Genomic DNA, 17,859 nt, shown 5'->3' on the forward strand with positions numbered 1-17,859 from the left:
GGGCCGCTCCTGGAAGTTGGACCCGTGCCGTTCTTTTGGGGGTTTCCCGGCAGTCTTCGTTTTTCCGTGGCGGGACGGTCTGTCAAGGGTCGCCGAAGGCGATCGCGTAGCGACGCGACCGCAGGGAGCGCCCTTGACAGGCCGGCCCGCCACGGAAGGACGATGAGACTGACGGGAAGCCCCCATACCCTCCCTGATGCCGTTCGGCTGGGATCCCGGCCTCGTCGCTGCCGGGCCGGCTGTCCGTGTCCGGTCCGCGCCGGTCCGCGCCGGTGCCGACGAGCGCCGACCCCGGCTGCCAGGTGGCGGGTGGGCAGCCACCGGCCTGGCGGGCCCGAGCCGCCGCGCCCCTCAAGCCGGCAGGACCACGTGTACCCGGAAGCCGCCGCCGTAGCGCGGGCCTGCGAAGCAGGAGCCGCCGAGGGCGCCCGCCCGTTCGCGCATGCCGAGCAGGCCGTGGCCGCCGCCCGGGCCGGCCGCGGGGGAGGGGTCGGCGCCGGTGCCGCCGTCGTCGAGGACCGTGACCTCGGTCGAGGCGCCGACGCGGACCACGCTGACCTCGGCCCGGGCCCCCGGGCCCGCGTGTTTGCGCACGTTGGTCAGCGCCTCCTGGATGACCCGGTACGCCGCGAGGTCCACCGCGGCGGGCAGCGGGGCGGCCTCCCGGCCGAGCTCCACCATCACCTTCACCGGCAGACCGGCGTGCCGGAAGGTGTCGACCAGTTCGTCGAGCCGGGCCAGCCCCGGGGCCGGCTCGGTCGGTGCCTCCGGATCGCCGGACTGGCGCAGCAGGCCGACCGTGGCGCGCAGTTCGTTCAGCGCCGAGCGGCTGGCGTCCCGTACGTGGGCCAGGGCCTCCTTGGCCTGGTCGGGGCGCTTGTCCATGACGTGCGCGGCGACCCCGGCCTGCACGTTGACCAGGGCGATGTGGTGGGCGACCACGTCGTGCAGGTCGCGTGCGATGCGCAGGCGCTCCTCGGCGACGCGCCGGCGGGCCTCCTCCTCGCGGGTCCGCTCGGCCCGTTCGGCCCGCTCCCGTATCGCGTCGACGAAGGCGCGCCGGCTGCGGACGGCGTCGCCGGCGGCCGCGGCCATGCCGGTCCAGGCGAAGATGCCGATGTTCTCCTGCGCGTACCAGGGCAGCGGTCCGGCCAGCATGGCCACGCCGGTCAGTCCGGCCATCGTCAGCAGGCCGATGCGCCAGGTGGTGGGCCGGTCGGTGCGGGAGGCCAGGGTGTAGAGGGCGATCACGGTCGACATGGCGACGGGGGCGCGGGGTTCGCCGGTGGTCAGCTCCAGCAGGGACAGCGCGATGGTCGCGGCGAGCACCGCGCGGGGCCGGCGGCGCCGGAAGACCAGTGCGGCCGCGGCCAGCATCATCAGCAGCAGCGAGAACGGCTCGGGGGTCCGGGTGCCGAAGGTGGGCCCGTGCGGTCCGTGCGGGTCGGCGAACGAGCCGACGACCATGGAGACGAGCGCCCCGAGCGCCAGGACGGCGTCGAAGGCGAGCGGATGGGCCCGCAGCCACCGCCGGGTGCGGGCGAACGGCCCGAGGTCTGTCGTCACCCCGATACGGTACGGCCTGCCCTCGCGGGCGGAGCCGGGCCTCCCGGGGCGGTGTCCGGCTCAGCCCCCCGGGGCGGGCGGGCGCGGGGGCGCGGGGCGGGCCGGGGGCGGGGGGCGGCGGCGCGGCGGCCCGGCGGTGCACGGCTGCCGCCGCCGGGAGGCGCTGGCCAGGCACAGCGCCATGACGGCGGCGATCGCCGCGAGGTGCTCCTTGCCGGCCAGGTTGTCCTTGACGAGCACCTCGCCGATCATGACGGCGATCACCAGGGCGCCCGTCAGGTACGCGCGGTAGCGCCAGCACAGGTAGAGGGCGAGGCCGACGACCGCCGCCGACGGGCCGGTGTCGTTGACGACCCGGTCGGTGACCGGCAGCCCGAAGGGGTGGTCGGGGCCCACGGAGAGCCCGATCCGCGCGTACGTGGTCCCGGCGAGGGTGGCGACGTAGCCGATCAGCAGCGTGCGCCACCAGCCGATGCAGATCTCGGAGATCCCGAAGACCAGCAGGATCTGGGCGAGGGCCCCCCACACCGGCAGGTCGAGGGCCGGGACGAAGAGGGAGAGGGGGGTGCGCAGCAGGGCCAGCCAGAACGGGTCGGCGGCCTTGACCGACCCGAGGTTCTGGACGGGCTGGAACCCCCACGGGGTGTTCTGGACGACCTGGAATGCCGAGGTGAGGCAGACCGCCCCGAGGGTCATGGGGACGGCCCGCCAGCGGTCGCGGACGAGGGCGTCCCGGACGGTCCTCAGCAGGGGCCCCCACTCACGACGGGCGAACCGCCGCAGCGGGGTGGTCGTCCACACCCTCAACGATTGGTCTCCAGATGTCTGCGGTTGAGCCACTTCGGCAGCCCGGGAGCCTCCAGGAAGCCCTCGGCCCGGCCCGCCGCGATGCCGATCCGCAGAAGGTCGGAGCTCTTCTCGAAGAGCATGAACCGCGGCTCCCAGATCGGCCGGTATTTGGCGTTGGCCCGGTAGAGGGACTCGATCTGCCACCAGCGGGAGAAGAAGCTCAGCAGCGAGCGCCACAGGCGCAGCACCGGACCCGCGCCGAGCTTGGACCCCCGCTCGAAGACGGAGCGGAACATCGCGAAGTTGAGCGAGACCTGTGTGACGCCGATCTCCTTCGAGCGTTCGAGGAGTTCGATGACCATGAACTCCATCAGACCGTTCTCGGAGTCGCGGTCACGGCGCATCAGGTCCAGCGACAGGCCCTTGGGGCCCCACGGCACGAAGGACAGCAGCGCCCGCAGGTCGCCGTTGCCGTCGGTGCACTCCAGCATCACGCACTGGCCGTCGCCGGGGTCGCCCAGCCGGCCCAGCGCCATGGAGAAGCCGCGCTCGGTGGCGCCGTCGCGCCAGTCGTCGGCGCGGCGCACCAGCTCGGCCATCTCCTCGGCCGGGATGTCGGCGTGGCGGCGGATGCGGACGGTGTAGCCGGCGCGCTTGACGCGGTTGAAGGCCTGCCGGACGGTGCGCATGGCGCGGCCCTCCAGCGTGAACTCGGCGGTCTCCACGATGGCCTCGTCGCCCAGCTCCAGGGCGTCCAGGCCGTGCCGGGCGTAGATCTGTCCGGCCTCCTCGCTCGCGCCCATCACGGCCGGCACCCAGCCGTGCTCGCGGGCCTCGGCCAGCCACGGGTCGATGGCGCCGGGCCAGGCCTCGGGGTCGCCGATGGGGTCGCCGGAGGCGAGGGAGACGCCGCCGACGACGCGGTAGGTGACGGCGGCCTTGCCGGTGGGGGACCAGATGACGGACTTCTCGCGGCGCAGGGCGAAGTAGCCGAGCGAGTCGCGGTCGCCCTGCTTGGCCAGCAGCGCGCGCAGCCTGTCCTCGTCCTCGGGGGTGATCGGGTCCACGGCGCGGCGCGAGCGGAAGGCGGCGAGCAGCACGGCGAGCAGCAGGATCATCGACATCACGTTGATGACGACGTCGACCCAGGCGGGCGTGGTGATCGAGGCGTAGTCGCGGGCGTTGGGGTCCAGGGTGATCAGGCGCATCGCGCCGTAGCGCCAGCGGGCCAGGAACGTGGCGTCCGCGGCGTCGGGGTCGGTGTTGGCGGCGCCGACGATCAGCGCGGCGGCCAGCGAGGTGACCAGCAGGCCGACGGCGGCGACGGCGGTGGCCAGCTTGGGGTTGGAGCGGTCGCCCTTGGCGTAGAACTCCTTGCGGCCGACGACCAGGGCGGCGACGAAGGCCGCGGTCAGGACGAGCGAGATCCAGTTCTGGGTGTGGTCCCGGAACTCGGGGTAGCAGAGGTTGAACTCGCCGCTGGTGCACGGAGCGAAGGCGGCGGTGGCGAAGGCCAGCAGGAGCAGTCCGCCCAGGACCAGGTTCAGGATCCACGCGGCGCGCTTGCGCCGGCCCATGGTGACGGCGAGCAGCAGCGAGAACAGGCCGGAGGCGAAGCCCGCCGTGAGCAGGTACGGGGTGTAGAAGTCGGCGGTGTTGTGCCGGCGCAGGTCCTGCCCGAGGGAGACCCACACCGCGCTGAGGAAGTTCACGAAGGTGACGGCGCGCAGGTACCAGACCGCGAAGGCGGCGCTGCGCCGGGACCGGACCGATCCGCGGCCGGTGTCGCGGCCGCCGCCGTCGTCCTTCTTGCTGCCGGTGTCCTTGTTCCCGGCGTTCCCGGCGTTTCCGGCGTTCCCGGTGTTCCCGGCCTTTCCGGTGTCCTTGCTGCTGGTCTCCTTGGCGCCGTCCTTGGCGGGGGACTGCGGTGATTTCTTCGGCTGCGCGCCCTGTGCGGCCTTTGCGGCCTGAGGGGCGATCCGGTCGGTATGTGCGCTGGTCAAGCGGGCCTCTCCCATGAAACGCGATGATATGGGGCGCCGCCGTCCATGGGTGGCCGGGCCCGGGGGTCATGGTCCGGTCAAAAACCACGGCCCCCGGCGGCTCAGTCGTTCGGCTTCCGCTCCGGCTGCTCCGGGAGTTCGGCCGCGAGTGCGGCGGCCGCCTGGACCAGCGGAAGAGCGAGCAATGCCCCGGTTCCTTCTCCCACAGTGACGCCGTGGGAGAGCAGGGGGTTGAGTGCCATCCGGTCCAGGGCCTTGGTCTGGCCCGGCTCGCCGCTGGCCTGCCCGGCCAGCCACCAGTCCGGGGCCCGGAACGCCGCCCGCTGGGCCACCAGCCCGCAGGCCGCCGAGACGATGCCGTCGAGGACGACCGGCGTACGGCGCACCGCGCACTGGAGCAGGAAGCCGGTGATGGCGGCCACGTCCGCGCCGCCGACCGCGGCCAGCAGCGCCACCTGGTCACCCAGGACCGGGCGGGCCCGGCGCAGCGCGTCGCGGATCGCCGCGCACTTGCGCATCCACGTCAGGTCGTCGATGGGCAGGCCGCCGCGCCCGGTCACCACGGAGGCGTCGGTGCCGCACAGCGCCGCGACGAGCGTCGCGGCGACCGTGGTCCCGCCGACGCTCAGGTCCCCCAGGACCACCAGGTCGGTCCCCGAGTCCGCCTCCTCGTCGGCGATCCGCATGCCGAGCCGCAGGGCCGCCTCGGCCTCCTCGCGGGTCAGCGCGTCCTCGACGTCGATGCGCCCGCTGCCGCGGCGCACCCGGTGGCGGACCACGTCCTGCGGCAGCAGCTCCGGGTCGCAGTCCAGCCCGGCGTCGACAACCCGCACCGAGGCGCCGAGCCGCCCGGCCAGGATCGACACGGGGCTGGTCCCGTCGAGCACGGAGCGCACCAGCGCGTGGGCGGAGCCGGCGGCCCGGGCGGAGACGCCGGCGGCGGCGATCCCGTGGTCGGCGGCGAACAGGACGACCCGGGGCGCCTCGATCGGCTTGACCGGAACCCGCCCTTGTGCGGCGGCCAGCCACTCGGCGAGCTCGTCGAGCCGCCCGAGCGCCCCGGCCGGCACGGCCAGCCGCTCACGGCGCTCCTCGGCGTCACGCCGGACGCCGCCGTCGGGGCGCTCGATCAGATCGGAGAAGTCGTCGAGATTCAGCGTGGTCATCTGCCAGAGCGTACAGCCGGTGAGGCCCTGCCCAAGCCCTGTCCGGCCGCTGCGGATCCAGGCGCCGGACCGGGCCGCCGGATCAGTCCTTCAGGACCAGCGCCTGGCCGGCCACCACCAGCAGGACGTGCTCGCACTCCGCGGCCACCGCGGCGTTCAGGCGCCCGAGTTCGTCGCGGAAGCGCCTCCCCGACGCGGTCGCCGGGACGATCCCCGAGCCCACCTCGTTGCTGACCGCCACCACCGTGCGCCGGGTCGCCCGCAGCGCCGCCACCAGCTCCGCCGTCCGCTCCCGCAGCTCCTTGTGCCCGCGCCCCGCCCAGACCGCGTCGTCCCAGGCGCCCGCCCGGTCCATCGCGTCCGTCAGCCACAGCGCCAGGCAGTCGATCAGCAGCGGCTCCCCGCCCTCCGCCAGCAGCGGCACCAGCTCGCAGGTCTCCACCGTCCGCCAGCTCGCCGGCCGCCGCTCCCGGTGCAGCCCCACCCGCGCCGCCCACTCCGGGTCGCCCTCGCGGGAGCCCGAGGTGGCCACGTACACCACCTCCGGGAAGCTCTCCAGGCGCCGCTCCGCCTCCACGGACTTGCCCGAGCGGGCACCGCCCAGCACCAGCGTGCGGCGCGGCAGGTCCGGCACCGCGTGGTACTCGCCCACCGTCACCGTCGTCCCGTCCGGCACGGCCCGCGCCCCGGCCGCCGCACACCGCCGCTCCAGCTCGCGCCCCGGGGGGACGTCGTGGTCCAGGTGCACGGCGATCACGTCCGTGGTCGGCCCGGCCGCCCCCGAGGCCCGCAGCCGCGCCAGCGCCTCCGGCCGGCCCAGCACGTCCGCGAGCACCATGTCGTACGGGCGCTGCGCCAGGCTCCAGGGAGCCCCGGCCGGCGCCCCGCCGGGCGGCAGGTAGAGCAGCCGGCTGCCGTCCGGGCCGGTCACCTCGTACCCGGTGCCCGGCGCGTCCATCGGCACCGCCCGCACCCGGTGGCCGCTGATCACCGCGAGCTCCCGCCCGTCCGGCACCCGCCCGGCGGCCGGCAGCCCCGGCGGCAGCTCGACGGCCGGCCCGTCGTGCGGGTGCGTGAGCAGCACCTGGCGCACGCCGGCCAGCGAGTGCCCGGCGCGGGCGCCGGCCAGGACCGCCCCGGGGGTCAGGTCGAGCAGCAGCGCCCCGTCGACGAGCAGGGAGGTCGCGGCCCGCGCACGGGGGCCGACGGAGACCGCGCAGGCCGCGCAGGGACAGCCGGGGCGGGGCAGTCCCTCGGGTGTGCCGGTGCCGAGCAGAGTGAGTTCCACGAGAAGATCCTCCCGCGTCGCCGGGAGTGGTGCGCGCCCGGCTACTCTGCGGGCAGACTCAAGGCGACCAGCGGATGAGCAGCGGACGAGCAACGGAGGCGGACATGGCGTGGACGTGGCGGTTCGAGACGGCCGAGGGCACCGAGACGGCCCCGGCGGTGACCCCGGAGGAGTTCACCACGCAGGGCGACGCGGAGTCCTGGATCGGGGAGTACTGGAAGCAGCTGCTGGAGGGCGGCGCCGAGCGGGTGAAGCTGTCCGACGACAACGGCGTCGAGCTGTACGCGATGAGCCTGCGCGAGGCGCTGGAGGCCTGACCCGCCGCGGCCGCGGACACGCGTGCGCCCCGGGTCCCGTCAAGGGGCCCGGGGCGCACGTGTGCGCTCGAAGGGTGGGGAGGGGTCAGCCGCGCACGCCGCACAGGTGCAGCAGTGCCGCGACCCCGCGGTAGGGGTCCGTCCGCCCGGCCCGCTCCTCCGCCGCCAGGAGCCGCTCCAGCTCCTCGTCCGGCGGGAGCTGCTCGCCGGCCTCGGTCCCGTCGGTGAAGACGCGGACCCCGTACCAGGACTGCAGCGGTGCGCCGATCCCGGACAGCGTGGCCGTCAGCTCGGACAGCCGGTCGGCCCGCACGTCCAAACCCAGCCGGTTCGTGTAGTCGACGGTGTCGAAGGCGGACAGCGCGCCCGCCCAGTCGCCGCCGAGGCCCGGCCGCATCGCGAGGGCGTCGCCGTTGCGCACGAGCAGGGACAGCAGGCCGCCCGGGGCCAGCATCCGGGCCAGCCCGGCGAGCATGGCGTCCGGCTCGGGCACGTACATCAGTACGCCGTGGCACAGCACGATGTCGAAGCTGCCGGGGGTGAAGTGCGCGCCGGTCTCCCGGCCGTCGCCCTCCATCAGCCGGACCCGCTCCTGGATGCCCGCGGGCTCGGACTCCAGCGCCGCACGGGCGACCGCCAGCATGCCCGGGTCCATCTCCAGGCCGGTGACCTTGTGCCCGGCGCGGGCGAGGCGCAGCGCCTGGGTGCCCTGGCCCATGCCGACGTCGAGGACGCGCAGCCGCTGCCCGACCGGGAAGCGTTGGGCGATCTGCTCCTCGACCTGTCGGCCCACGAGCTCCTGGCGGACGGCGTTGCGCAGTCCGCCGAGGCCCTCGAGCCACAGCCGGGCGCCCCCGGAGAAACCGTCCCCCGACCCTGCGGGCGCCTTTGCGCTCAGGGCCGTTCCCCGCGCTTGACCTGCGGCTTCGGCAGACGCAGGCGACGCATCTGCAGCGTGCGCATCAGGCCGTACGCCACGGCGCCGCGGCGCGGCTGGTCGGCGAAGCGCTCGTTGAGGGCCTTGCGGAGGCGGAAGCCGAGGCCGATGGAGTCGAGGATGATCAGGACGATCACCGCGAGCCACAGCAGCAGGGCGACGTTCTGGATCGACGGCACCCGGATCATGCTCAGGACGAGGATGACCACGGCCAGCGGCAGGAACATCTCGGCCACGGAGAAGCGGGAGTCCACGAAGTCGCGGACGAACTTGCGCACGGGGCCCTTGTCGCGGGCCGGCAGGTAGCGCTCGTCGCCGTTGGCCAGCGCCTCGCGCTGCTTGGCCAGCTCCACCCGGCGCCGCTCACGAGCACGCCGGGCGTCCTCCTTGCGGTCGCCGGTCGAGGCCACCACAGCCTTGCGCTGCGACTGGGCCACGGCGCGCTTCGGCGTCGGGCGGCCCTTGGGGGCCTGCGGGTCACGGGGCTTCGAGAGGTCGGCGCTCACCTTGTCGGTGGCGGCGGCCTTCTCTTCCTTGGAGGAGCGGCTACCAAACACAAAACCCAAGCCTACGTGGTTGCGGCCGGGGACCCCACCCCCTCCGGGAACGATCCGGCAACGGCGGGCGTCTGGACCAGTGCACGGTTCGTGACGGGAGCGGCCCCGCCGGCGCCCCGGCGGCGGTCGGGGGAGCACCTACTCCTTACGCCTGACAAAGGCGGGGGCGCAGTCGTCCTGGAGGAGGAGCGCATCCCTTCGCGAACGGTGCGGTAATGGAGACAGGGCCCGTACTGTGGGTTCTGTGGCGGTCATCTCGGGTGATCGAGGATCGCAACTGTTGGTGACCTGGAGCGAAGTCCGTCAGAAGGGGGCGCGCGAAGCCCATGAGCGGTGTCATGAAGCGTATGGGGATGATCTTCCGCGCGAAGGCGAACAAGGCCCTTGACCGGGCCGAGGACCCGCGCGAGACCCTCGACTACTCGTACCAGAAGCAGCTGGAGCTGCTGCAGAAGGTGCGCCGCGGCGTCGCCGACGTGGCGACCTCCCGCAAGCGCCTGGAGCTGCAGCTCAACCAGCTGCAGGGCCAGTCCGCCAAGCTGGAGGACCAGGGGCGCAAGGCGCTGGCGCTGGGCCGCGAGGACCTGGCGCGCGAGGCCCTCTCCCGCAAGGCCGCGCTGCAGCAGCAGGTCAGCGACCTGGAGGTGCAGCACCAGACCCTCCAGGGCGAGGAGGAGAAGCTGACGCTGGCCGCGCAGCGCCTCCAGGCCAAGGTGGACGCCTTCCGGACGAAGAAGGAGACCATCAAGGCCACGTACACGGCGGCCCAGGCCCAGACCCGGATCGCCGAGTCCTTCTCCGGCATCTCGGAGGAGATGAGCGACGTCGGCGTGGCCATCCAGCGCGCCGAGGACAAGACCGCCCAGCTGCAGGCCCGCGCGGGCGCCATCGACGAGCTGCTGGCCTCCGGCGCCCTCGACGACCAGAGCGGTCTGGGCGCCAAGGACGACATCCAGGCCGAGCTGGACCGCCTCTCGGGCGGTACGGACGTGGAGCTGGAGCTCCAGCGCATGAAGGCCGAGCTGGCCGGCGGCCCGTCCGCGCAGCAGCAGGCCATCGAGGGCGGCGCCCCGGGTGCGGCCCGGCAGCAGCACGACCAGCACCGGTTCGACAAGCAGTAGGACGGGGCCCGTCATGATTGTCCGCATCATGGGGGAAGGCCAGGTGGAGGTGGCCGACAGCCACTTCGCCGAGCTCAACAGGCTGGACGACGAGCTGCTCGAGGAGATGGAGGGCGGCGACGAGGCGGGCTTCCGGCGGACGCTGGGCGCCCTGCTGGAAGCCGTGCGGCGGCTCGGCACCCCGCTGCCCGACGATGCGCTGGAGCCGTCCGAGCTGATCCTGCCGGCGCCCGACGCCTCGCTGCAGGAGGTCCGGGAGATGCTGAGCGACGACGGGCTGATCCCGGGCTGAACCGCCGGGGCGCACGAGGGCGCCTCCTCAGTGCGGCGGCGGTTCCTTCCGGGCCGCCGCCGCCGTCCGGTCCGGGTCGGGGGTCCCGCCGATGAAGTTCTCGAACTTCCGGCGCGGGGCCGCCCAGCGCCGGTCGTGGTGGAAGGCGCGCAGGGAGGCCTTGGCGCGGGCCCGCGGCCGGTTCGCGTAGAACCTCTTCGCGTACGGGGAGCCCGGCCGGGCCAGGCGGACCGCCCCGATCAGCGCCACGAACGGGATCACCGTGCCGAAGAACGCGGTGCGCGCCTTGCCCTTCCACAGGGCGACCAGCGCCAGGAAGAAGTTCGTGGCGGTGTTCAGCACCACCAGGCCCCGGTTCTGCCGCTCGTCGACGGTCAGGTCGTTCACCCCGAACGGCAGGAACCCGCCGAGGACCAGGGCCACCAGGGCGGCCGTCAGGACCACGACCTCGACGCTCTTGCGGCCCTGCTCGCTCCAGTAGACGTCGTCGAGGTGCAGGATCAGGGCGAACTCGTCGAGGACCAGGCCCGCTCCCAGGCCGAAGAGCACGGCGGAGAGCAGTGAGCCGAACCCGTGCGCGCCGCTGCCGATGGCCCCGAAGCCGCCGATGATCACCAGGACCACGCCGGGGACCACGTGGTGGACGTGCAGGCCGCCCGGGGTGACGTTCCTGAAGGGCCCCCTCCCGGCCCGGATCAGCCGGGTGATGAGGCGCGTGACCAGGAACGACAGGACGAAGGACAGCAGGGCGAGGAGCAGCGGGAGCTTTCCCGGTTCGACGATGTTGCGATACCACCAGTGGCCCATACCGTCGGCTCCTTGTGTCGTGGCAGCTCCCTCTTTGGCCTGTATGCGGCAATTTACCGGGCCCGGCGAGCGGGTAGCGTTCGCGCCGATGACAGATTCGTTCGATGATCAGCCTGCGCCGTCGCGCCTGACGCCGCCCGCCGAGCGGGCCTCGCTGCCCGACGGCCTCCGCTTCGCCTTCGGCACCCTCACCGTGCTCCCCGCCCGCATCACCCGCTGGGACCGGCCCGCCGCCCGCACCGGCATGGCCTGCGCGCCGCTCGCCGGGCTGGTCGTCGGCGTGCTCGCGGCGGCCGCCGGCGTCCTGCTGCTGCTCCTCGGCGGCGGCCCGCTGCTCGCCGCCGCCGTCACCCTCACCGTCCCGGCCGCGATGACCCGCGGGCTGCACCTGGACGGCCTGGCCGACACCGCCGACGGGCTGGGCAGCGCCAAACCGGCCGCCGAGGCGCTGCGCATCATGAAGAAGTCCGACATCGGCCCCTTCGGGGTGGTGGCGCTGCTGCTGGTGCTGCTCGTCCAGGCCGGAGCCCTGACCGACCTCTACGCCGGCGGCTGGGCCCGCGGCGGCCTCGCGGCGCTCGTCGCGGCCGTCACCGCCCGCCTCGCCATGACCCTCGCCTCCCGCGACGGCGTGCCGCCCGCCCGCATCGAGGGGCTGGGCGCGGCCGTCGCCGGGGTGGTCCCGCGGACCGCGGCCGCGCTGGCCGCGGTGGCGGTGGCTGCCCTGGCCGCGGCGGCCGCCGCGCCGATGGGCCCCTTCGCCGCCGCCCGGAACGCGGCCGCCGTCCTCGCCGGCCTCGCGGCCGCGGAGGTCCTGCTGCGCCGGTGCACCGGCCGCTTCGGCGGGGTCACGGGCGACGTCTTCGGCGCCGTCGCCGAGGTCTCCGCGACCGTGGCCCTGGTCGTGCTGTCCCTCGGCTGAGCTGTCCCTCGGCTGGCCCGCGGCCGACCCCTGGGGCGGCCGGCGCGCCCCCGCCGCGTAGGGTCGGGCCGTGGAAGAGACGCCGACGCCCATCAGGGTCCTGCTCGCCGACGACCAGGCCCTGCTCCGCAGCGCCTTCAAGGTGCTCGTCGACTCCGAGCCCGACATGGAGGTCGTCGGCGAGGCCTGCGACGGGGCCCAGGCCTACGAGCTCGCCCGGCGGACCCGGCCCGACGTGGTGCTCATGGACATCCGGATGCCGGGCACCGACGGCCTTGCCGCCACCCGGATGATCGGCCAGGACCCCGAACTCGGCGCGGTCCGCGTGGTGATGCTGACGACCTTCGAGGTCGACGAGTACGTCGTCTCGGCCCTGCGGGCCGGCGCCTCCGGCTTCCTCGGCAAGGGCGCCGAGCCCGACGAGCTGCTGAGCGCCATCCGCGTCGCCGCCGCCGGCGAGGCACTGCTGTCCCCGGCCGCCACCAAGGGGCTCATCGCCACCTTCCTCGCCCAGGGCGGCGGCGCCGCGGCCGCCGCACCGGCCGCCGCCCACGCCGAGCGGCTCGGCGCCCTGACCGGCCGGGAGCGCGAGGTCCTCGTCCACGTCGCCGCGGGCCTGTCCAACGACGAGATCGCCGGCCGGCTGGAGGTCAGCCCGCTCACCGTCAAGACCCACGTGAACCGCGCCATGGCCAAGCTCGGCGCCCGCGACCGGGCCCAACTGGTCGTCGTCGCCTACGAGTCGGGCCTGGTCCGGCCGCGGGCCGAAGAGCGGCCCGGCCGGGCGGTGTAGGACCGCCTACCGCGCCCCGCGTACTACAGGCGCGGTATGCCGCAGATAAGGACGGGACCTGGGGCCGACGCAGCGGCGTCCGGGCGTGCGCCAGGCTGGAGGGCCGCCCGCGGCCCCCGCCGCCCCGCGGCGCCCGCCCCGACCGACTGCAGAGAGATACCGACGCCCATGTCCTGGCTGTCCCGCTTCAGCCTGTCCCAAAGAGCGCTGATCGGCCTGGTCTCGATCACCGCGCTGCTCTTCGGCGCCATAGCCGTCCCGCAGCTCAAGCAGCAGCTGCTGCCGTCCATCGAACTGCCGGTGGTCTCCGTGCTCGCCCCCTACCAGGGCGCCTCGCCCGACGTGGTGGAGAAGCAGGTCGTCGAGCCGATCGAGGCCACCCTCAAGGGCGTCGACGGCATCACCGGCATCACCTCCACCGCCAGCGAGGGCAACGCCCTGATCATGGCCAAGTTCGACTACGGCGACAGCGGCACCAAGCAGCTCGTCGCCGACGTCCAGCAGGCCGTGAACCGGGCCCGCGTCCGGCTGCCCGCCGAGGTGGACCCGCAGGTCGTCGCCGGCTCCACCGACGACATCCCCACCGTCGTCCTCGCCGTCACCTCCGACACGGACCAGCAGGCGCTCGCCGACCGGCTGGGCCGTTCCGTCGTCCCCGTCCTCGAGGACATCAAGGGCGTCGGCCAGGTCACCGTCGACGGCGTCCAGGAGCTCCAGGTCGCCGTCACCCCGGATCCCGCCAAGCTGGCCGCCGCCGGCCTCGACGGCGCCGCGCTCGCCCAGGGCCTCCAGGCGGGCGGCGCCACCGTCCCGGCCGGCTCCTTCGACGAGGGCGGCAAGAACCGCACCGTCCGCGTCGGCGGCGGCTACACCTCCCTCGACCGGCTGGAGGAGCTGCGCCTGAGCGCCGGCCCCGGCAAGCCGGCCGTCCGCCTGGGCGACGTGGCCACCGTCAAGCAGGAGCCCGCCAAGGCCGTCTCCCTCACCCGCACCAACGGCAAGCCCAGCCTCGCCCTCGTCCTGACCATGGACAAGGACGGCAGCGCCGTCGCGATCTCCGACGCCGTCAAGGACAAGCTGCCCGAGCTGCGCTCCGCGCTGGGCGCGGGCGCCGAGCTCACCGTCGTCGGAGACCAGGGCCCGCCCGTGGCGAAGTCCATCTCCAGCCTCACCACCGAGGGCCTGCTCGGGCTGCTCTTCGCGGTGCTCGTGATCCTGGTCTTCCTCGCCTCGCTGCGCTCGACGCTGGTGACCGCGGTCTCCATCCCGCTGTCCGTCGTCCTCGCGCTGATCGTGCTGTGGGCCGACGACCTGTCGCTGAACATGCTGACGCTGGGTGCCCTCACCATCGCCATCGGCCGGGTCGTCGACGACTCGATCGTGGTCCTGGAGAACATCAAGCGCCACCTCGGATACGGCGAGGAGCGCGAGGCCGCCATCATCGCCGCGGTCAGGGAGGTGGCCGGCGCGGTCACCTCCTCCACGCTCACCACCGTCGCCGTCTTCCTGCCGATCGCCTTCGTCGGCGGCATGGTCGGCGAGTTCTTCGGCCCGTTCTCCCTCACGGTCGCCGCCGCCCTGCTCGCCTCGCTGCTCGTCTCCCTCACCGTCGTGCCGGTGCTCTCGTACTGGTTCCTGCGCGCCCCCAAGGGTGCCCTGGAGGATCCGGACCGGGCGCGGCGCGAGGCGGAGGAGAAGGAGGCGAGGAGCCGACTCCAGCGCTTCTACGTCCGGGCCCTCGGCCTGGTCACCCGCCGCCGGGCGAGCACGCTGGCCGTGGCCGTCGTGGTGCTCGTCGGCACCCTGGGGATGACCCCGCTGCTGAAGACGAACTTCTTCGACCAGGGCGAGCAGACCGTCCTGACGATCAAGCAGCAGCTGCCGCCGGGCACCTCGCTGGCCGCCTCCGACGCGGCGAGCCGGAAGGTCGAGAAGGCGCTCACCGGGATCGAGGGCGTCAAGGACTACCAGGTCACCGTCGGCTCCTCGGGCTTCCTGGCCGCCTTCGGCGGCGGCACCGGCTCCAACCAGGCCTCGTACCAGGTGGTCCTGGAGGACGGCAGCGACTCCGAGGCCGTCAAGGAGCGGATCGAGGACACCCTCGGCTCGCTCGACGGCATCGGCGACACCTCCATCTCCGCGGGCGGCGGCTTCGGCAGCCAGAACCTCAGCGTGGTCGTCAAGGCGGGCGACGCCGGCGTCCTCGCCAAGGCCGCCGAGCAGGTCCGGGCCGAGATGGCCACCCTCGACGACGTCACCGACGTCCAGAGCGACCTGTCGCAGTCCGTGCCGCGGATCTCGGTGACCGCCACCCCGAGGACCGCCGAGGCGGGCCTGAACCAGGCCGCGCTCGGCGCGCTCGTCGCCCAGGCCGTACGGGGCACCCCGGCGGGCAAGGCCGTCCTGGACAACACCGAGCGGGACGTCGTCATCAAGTCCCCGCAGCCGGCCACCACCCTGGCCGAGCTCCAGGCGCTGCCCGTCGGCCCGGCCCGGCTCGGCGACATCGCCGAGGTCAAGGAGGTGCCCGGCCCGGTCTCCATGACCCGGATCGACGGCGCCCGCGCCGCGACCGTCACCGCCAAGCCGGTCGGGGACAACACCGGCGCCATCGGCGCACAGCTCCAGACGAAGATCAAGGCACTGGACCTGCCCGAGGGGGCCACGGCCACCATCGGCGGGGTCTCCGAGGACCAGGGCGAGGCCTTCGCCTCGCTGGGCCTGGCCATGCTCGCCGCGATCGCGATCGTCTTCATGCTGCTGGTCGCCACGTTCCGGTCGCTGGTGCAGCCGCTGATCCTGCTGGTGTCGATCCCGTTCGCGGCGACCGGCGCGCTGGGTCTGCTGCTGGTGACCGGGACCCCGATGGGCGTGCCCGCCCTGATCGGCATGCTGATGCTCATCGGCATCGTGGTGACCAACGCGATCGTCCTGATCGACCTGGTCAACCAGTACCGCGCCCAAGGCCTCGGCGTCGTCGAGGCCGTGGTCGAGGGCGGCCGGCACCGGCTGCGCCCGATCCTGATGACGGCCCTGGCGACGATCTTCGCGCTGCTGCCGATGGCGCTCGGCGTCACCGGCGAGGGCGGCTTCATCTCCCAGCCGCTCGCGGTCGTGGTGATCGGCGGCCTGGTCTCCTCGACCCTGCTGACGCTGCTGCTGGTGCCGACCCTGTACACGATGGCCGAACTGCGCAAGGACCGCCGCCGCGCCAAGCGCACGGCCCGCCTGCGCGTGGTACCGGACCCGCAGAACAGGCAGGACAGCGATCCGGCCCCGGCCGGCGTCTGACCGGCCGCCGCAGGAACCGCCGAACGGCCGAAGGGCCGCCCCCCTCGACGAGGGGGGCGGCCCTTCGGGGCGTTCCGGGAGAGTCCGGCTTGCGCGGCCTGCGGCTACGGCAGGGCCAGCATGCGCTCCAGGGCGAGCTTGGCGAAGCTCTCCGTCTCCTTGTCGACCTGGATCTGGTTGACCAGGGTGCCCTCGGCGAGGGATTCCAGGGTCCAGACCAGGTGCGGCAGGTCGATGCGGTTCATCGTGGAGCAGAAGCAGACCGTCTTGTCGAGGAAGACGACTTCCTTGTCCTGCGCGGCGAATCGATTCGCCAGGCGCTTGACGAGGTTCAGCTCGGTGCCGATGGCCCACTTGGAGCCGGCCGGCGCCGCCTCCAGCGTCTTGATGATGTACTCCGTCGAGCCGACGTAGTCCGCGGCCGCCACGACCTCGTGCTTGCACTCCGGGTGCACCAGGACGTTCACGCCCGGGATGCGCTCGCGGACGTCGTTGACCGAGTCCAGCGAGAACCGGCCGTGGACCGAGCAGTGCCCGCGCCACAGGATCATCTTCGCGCCCCGCAGCTGCTCGGCGGTCAGGCCGCCGTTGGGCTTGTGCGGGTTGTAGACGACGCAGTCGTCCAGGGACATGCCCATGTCGCGGACGGCGGTGTTGCGGCCCAGGTGCTGGTCCGGCAGGAAGAGCACCTTCTCGCCCTGCTCGAACGCCCAGTCCAGCGCCTTCTTCGCGTTGGAGGAGGTGCAGATCGTGCCGCCGTGCTTGCCGGTGAAGGCCTTGATGTCGGCGGAGGAGTTCATGTACGAGACGGGGACCGTCACGTCGGCGATGCCCGCCTCGGACAGCACGTCCCAGCACTCCGCGACCTGCTCGGCGGTGGCCATGTCGGCCATCGAGCAGCCCGCGGCGAGGTCCGGCAGGACCACCTTCTGCGCGTCGGAGGTCAGGATGTCCGCCGACTCGGCCATGAAGTGGACGCCGCAGAAGACGATGTACTCGGCCTCCGGCTTGGCGGCCGCGTCACGGGCCAGCTTGAAGGAGTCGCCGGTGACGTCGGCGAACTCGATGACCTCGTCACGCTGGTAGTGGTGGCCGAGGATGAAGACCTTGTCGCCGAGCTTCTCCTTGGCCGCGCGGGCGCGCGCCACCAGGTCCGGGTCGGACGGCGAGGGCAGGTCGCCCGGACACTCCACGCCGCGCTCGCTCTTCGGGTCGGCTTCGCGGCCGAGCAGCAGCAGGGCAAGGGGCGTCGGCTGGACGTCCAAAGGCTGGGCGGTGGTCACGACACGCACCCTTTCTGTTCTGCGACTACGAGACTTCATTCGACTTCTCGTCTATTTGACGCTATCTATGATAGCCGCTTCATGTCACTTTGACGATGGCCATAGTGTCGATGTGACGCATTCGCCCGTGATGAACCCGTCTCCGCGCCGGGTCCGCCGCCGCGCGGCGGTGTGCGAGCATGAATGTCTGAAACACGCGTCGGGTCCGGAATGAATCCGCGGCCCCGCTCGTTGCCATCGACGGCAAGAGTCCGACGTTTCCCTGCCTGAGGCGGGGAGCCGCCCACTTCGGGAGTGAATGCAGATGTCCGTACAGGACGACAAGACCACTGTGAGCGACGGCATCCTCCTGTCCGACGCCGCCGCCGAGAAGGTCAGGACCCTGCTGGAGCAGGAGGGCCGCGATGACCTGGCGCTCCGCGTCGCCGTCCAGCCCGGCGGCTGCTCCGGCCTGCGCTACCAGCTCTTCTTCGACGAGCGCTCGCTCGACGGCGACGTCGTCAAGGACTTCGGCGGCGTGAAGGTCGTCACGGACCGGATGAGCTCCCCGTACCTGCAGGGTGCCTCGATCGACTTCGTCGACACGATCGAGAAGCAGGGCTTCACGATCGACAACCCGAACGCCACCGGCTCCTGCGCCTGCGGCGACTCCTTCAGCTAAGCCCGAAGGCGGCACCCGAGGGCCGACGCCCGAAGGCCGAGGCCAAGGGCCGACGCCCGGAGTGTG

The 17,859-nt window shown here is 73.3% G+C and carries 16 protein-coding genes; 7 read left to right on the forward strand and 9 right to left on the reverse strand.

Annotation, left to right across the window (positions count from 1 at the left end):
* Positions 1–351 precede the first annotated feature (351 nt).
* From AB0953_RS20655 to AB0953_RS20675, 5 genes are all read right to left on the reverse strand, one after another.
* Positions 352–1,566 (reverse strand): histidine kinase, encoded by a 1,215-nt coding sequence (locus AB0953_RS20655; RefSeq protein ID WP_366860959.1) that lies wholly within the window; start codon positions 1,564–1,566, stop codon positions 352–354.
* Between the two features lie 60 nt (positions 1,567–1,626).
* On the reverse strand, positions 1,627–2,373 hold the full coding sequence (locus AB0953_RS20660; protein ID WP_366860960.1) for a hypothetical protein: 747 nt from the start codon (positions 2,371–2,373) through the stop codon (positions 1,627–1,629).
* Positions 2,370–4,085: a phosphatidylglycerol lysyltransferase domain-containing protein gene (locus AB0953_RS20665; RefSeq protein ID WP_362174783.1), complete on the reverse strand. Its 1,716-nt coding sequence runs from the start codon at positions 4,083–4,085 to the stop codon at positions 2,370–2,372. Before AB0953_RS20665 ends, AB0953_RS20660 begins: the two co-directional genes overlap by 4 nt.
* 374 nt (positions 4,086–4,459) lie before the next feature.
* Positions 4,460–5,524, reverse strand: a complete 1,065-nt coding sequence (cobT, locus tag AB0953_RS20670; protein ID WP_366860961.1) for a nicotinate-nucleotide--dimethylbenzimidazole phosphoribosyltransferase — start codon at positions 5,522–5,524, stop codon at positions 4,460–4,462.
* 82 nt (positions 5,525–5,606) lie between these two features.
* On the reverse strand, positions 5,607–6,812 hold the full coding sequence (locus AB0953_RS20675) for a bifunctional adenosylcobinamide kinase/adenosylcobinamide-phosphate guanylyltransferase (protein ID WP_366860962.1): 1,206 nt from the start codon (positions 6,810–6,812) through the stop codon (positions 5,607–5,609).
* A gap of 104 nt (positions 6,813–6,916) precedes the next feature.
* On the opposite strand from AB0953_RS20675, the gene AB0953_RS20680 reads away from it, so the two are divergent.
* Positions 6,917–7,129, forward strand: a complete 213-nt coding sequence (locus AB0953_RS20680) for a hypothetical protein (protein WP_366861111.1) — start codon at positions 6,917–6,919, stop codon at positions 7,127–7,129.
* A gap of 85 nt (positions 7,130–7,214) precedes the next feature.
* Here AB0953_RS20680 and AB0953_RS20685 read toward each other — a convergent pair whose 3' ends face one another.
* Both AB0953_RS20685 and AB0953_RS20690 read right to left on the reverse strand, forming a co-directional pair.
* The gene (locus AB0953_RS20685; RefSeq protein ID WP_366860963.1) at positions 7,215–7,922 is read right to left on the reverse strand and encodes a methyltransferase domain-containing protein; all 708 of its coding nucleotides are present in this window, start codon (positions 7,920–7,922) and stop codon (positions 7,215–7,217) included.
* Between the two features lie 101 nt (positions 7,923–8,023).
* Positions 8,024–8,632: a DUF3043 domain-containing protein gene (locus AB0953_RS20690; RefSeq protein ID WP_366860964.1), complete on the reverse strand. Its 609-nt coding sequence runs from the start codon at positions 8,630–8,632 to the stop codon at positions 8,024–8,026.
* 317 nt (positions 8,633–8,949) lie between these two features.
* On the opposite strand from AB0953_RS20690, the gene AB0953_RS20695 reads away from it, so the two are divergent.
* Positions 8,950–9,744, forward strand: coding sequence for a PspA/IM30 family protein (locus AB0953_RS20695; protein ID WP_366860965.1), 795 nt, complete (start codon positions 8,950–8,952; stop codon positions 9,742–9,744).
* Positions 9,745–9,757: 13 nt separating this feature from the next.
* Positions 9,758–10,036, forward strand: coding sequence for a hypothetical protein (locus AB0953_RS20700; protein ID WP_366860966.1), 279 nt, complete (start codon positions 9,758–9,760; stop codon positions 10,034–10,036).
* A gap of 27 nt (positions 10,037–10,063) precedes the next feature.
* Here AB0953_RS20700 and AB0953_RS20705 read toward each other — a convergent pair whose 3' ends face one another.
* Positions 10,064–10,843 carry a hypothetical protein gene (locus AB0953_RS20705; protein WP_366860967.1) on the reverse strand — a complete coding sequence of 260 codons (780 nt, stop codon included), beginning with the start codon at positions 10,841–10,843 and terminating at the stop codon, positions 10,064–10,066.
* A gap of 88 nt (positions 10,844–10,931) precedes the next feature.
* Between AB0953_RS20705 and AB0953_RS20710 the strand changes: the two genes are divergently transcribed.
* The 3 genes from AB0953_RS20710 to AB0953_RS20720 all read left to right on the forward strand — a co-directional run bounded on the left by AB0953_RS20710 (position 10,932) and on the right by AB0953_RS20720 (position 15,849).
* On the forward strand, positions 10,932–11,765 hold the full coding sequence (locus tag AB0953_RS20710; RefSeq protein ID WP_366860968.1) for an adenosylcobinamide-GDP ribazoletransferase: 834 nt from the start codon (positions 10,932–10,934) through the stop codon (positions 11,763–11,765).
* Positions 11,766–11,835: 70 nt separating this feature from the next.
* Positions 11,836–12,558: a response regulator transcription factor gene (locus tag AB0953_RS20715; RefSeq protein ID WP_366860969.1), complete on the forward strand. Its 723-nt coding sequence runs from the start codon at positions 11,836–11,838 to the stop codon at positions 12,556–12,558.
* A gap of 168 nt (positions 12,559–12,726) precedes the next feature.
* Entirely contained in the window at positions 12,727–15,849 is a 3,123-nt protein-coding gene (locus AB0953_RS20720) for an efflux RND transporter permease subunit (RefSeq protein ID WP_366860970.1), read from the forward strand.
* Between the two features lie 104 nt (positions 15,850–15,953).
* On the opposite strand, the gene nadA is transcribed toward AB0953_RS20720, so the two are convergent.
* Complete coding sequence (nadA, locus tag AB0953_RS20725; protein WP_366860971.1) at positions 15,954–17,141, reverse strand: quinolinate synthase NadA; 1,188 nt, start codon at positions 17,139–17,141, stop codon at positions 15,954–15,956.
* 295 nt (positions 17,142–17,436) lie between these two features.
* Here nadA and AB0953_RS20730 point away from each other — a divergent pair, with 295 nt between their 5' ends.
* On the forward strand, positions 17,437–17,793 hold the full coding sequence (locus AB0953_RS20730) for an iron-sulfur cluster assembly accessory protein (RefSeq protein WP_114058871.1): 357 nt from the start codon (positions 17,437–17,439) through the stop codon (positions 17,791–17,793).
* Positions 17,794–17,859: the final 66 nt, after the last annotated feature.

It is taken from the genome of Streptomyces sp. NPDC046866, assembly GCF_040704625.1.
Lineage (GTDB): Bacteria > Actinomycetota > Actinomycetes > Streptomycetales > Streptomycetaceae > Streptomyces.

Excerpts from the sequence above, each read along its gene's own strand:
- cobT (WP_366860961.1), bottom strand. The coding sequence starts at position 5,524 with ATGACCACGCTGAATCTCGACGACTTCTCCGATCTGATCGAGCGCCCC.
- AB0953_RS20680 (WP_366861111.1), top strand. The coding sequence starts at position 6,917 with ATGGCGTGGACGTGGCGGTTCGAGACGGCCGAGGGCACCGAGACGGCC.
- AB0953_RS20695 (WP_366860965.1), top strand. The coding sequence starts at position 8,950 with ATGAGCGGTGTCATGAAGCGTATGGGGATGATCTTCCGCGCGAAGGCG.
- AB0953_RS20700 (WP_366860966.1), top strand. The coding sequence starts at position 9,758 with ATGATTGTCCGCATCATGGGGGAAGGCCAGGTGGAGGTGGCCGACAGC.
- AB0953_RS20705 (WP_366860967.1), bottom strand. The coding sequence starts at position 10,843 with ATGGGCCACTGGTGGTATCGCAACATCGTCGAACCGGGAAAGCTCCCG.
- AB0953_RS20710 (WP_366860968.1), top strand. The coding sequence starts at position 10,932 with ATGACAGATTCGTTCGATGATCAGCCTGCGCCGTCGCGCCTGACGCCG.
- AB0953_RS20720 (WP_366860970.1), top strand. The coding sequence starts at position 12,727 with ATGTCCTGGCTGTCCCGCTTCAGCCTGTCCCAAAGAGCGCTGATCGGC.
- AB0953_RS20730 (WP_114058871.1), top strand. The coding sequence starts at position 17,437 with ATGTCCGTACAGGACGACAAGACCACTGTGAGCGACGGCATCCTCCTG.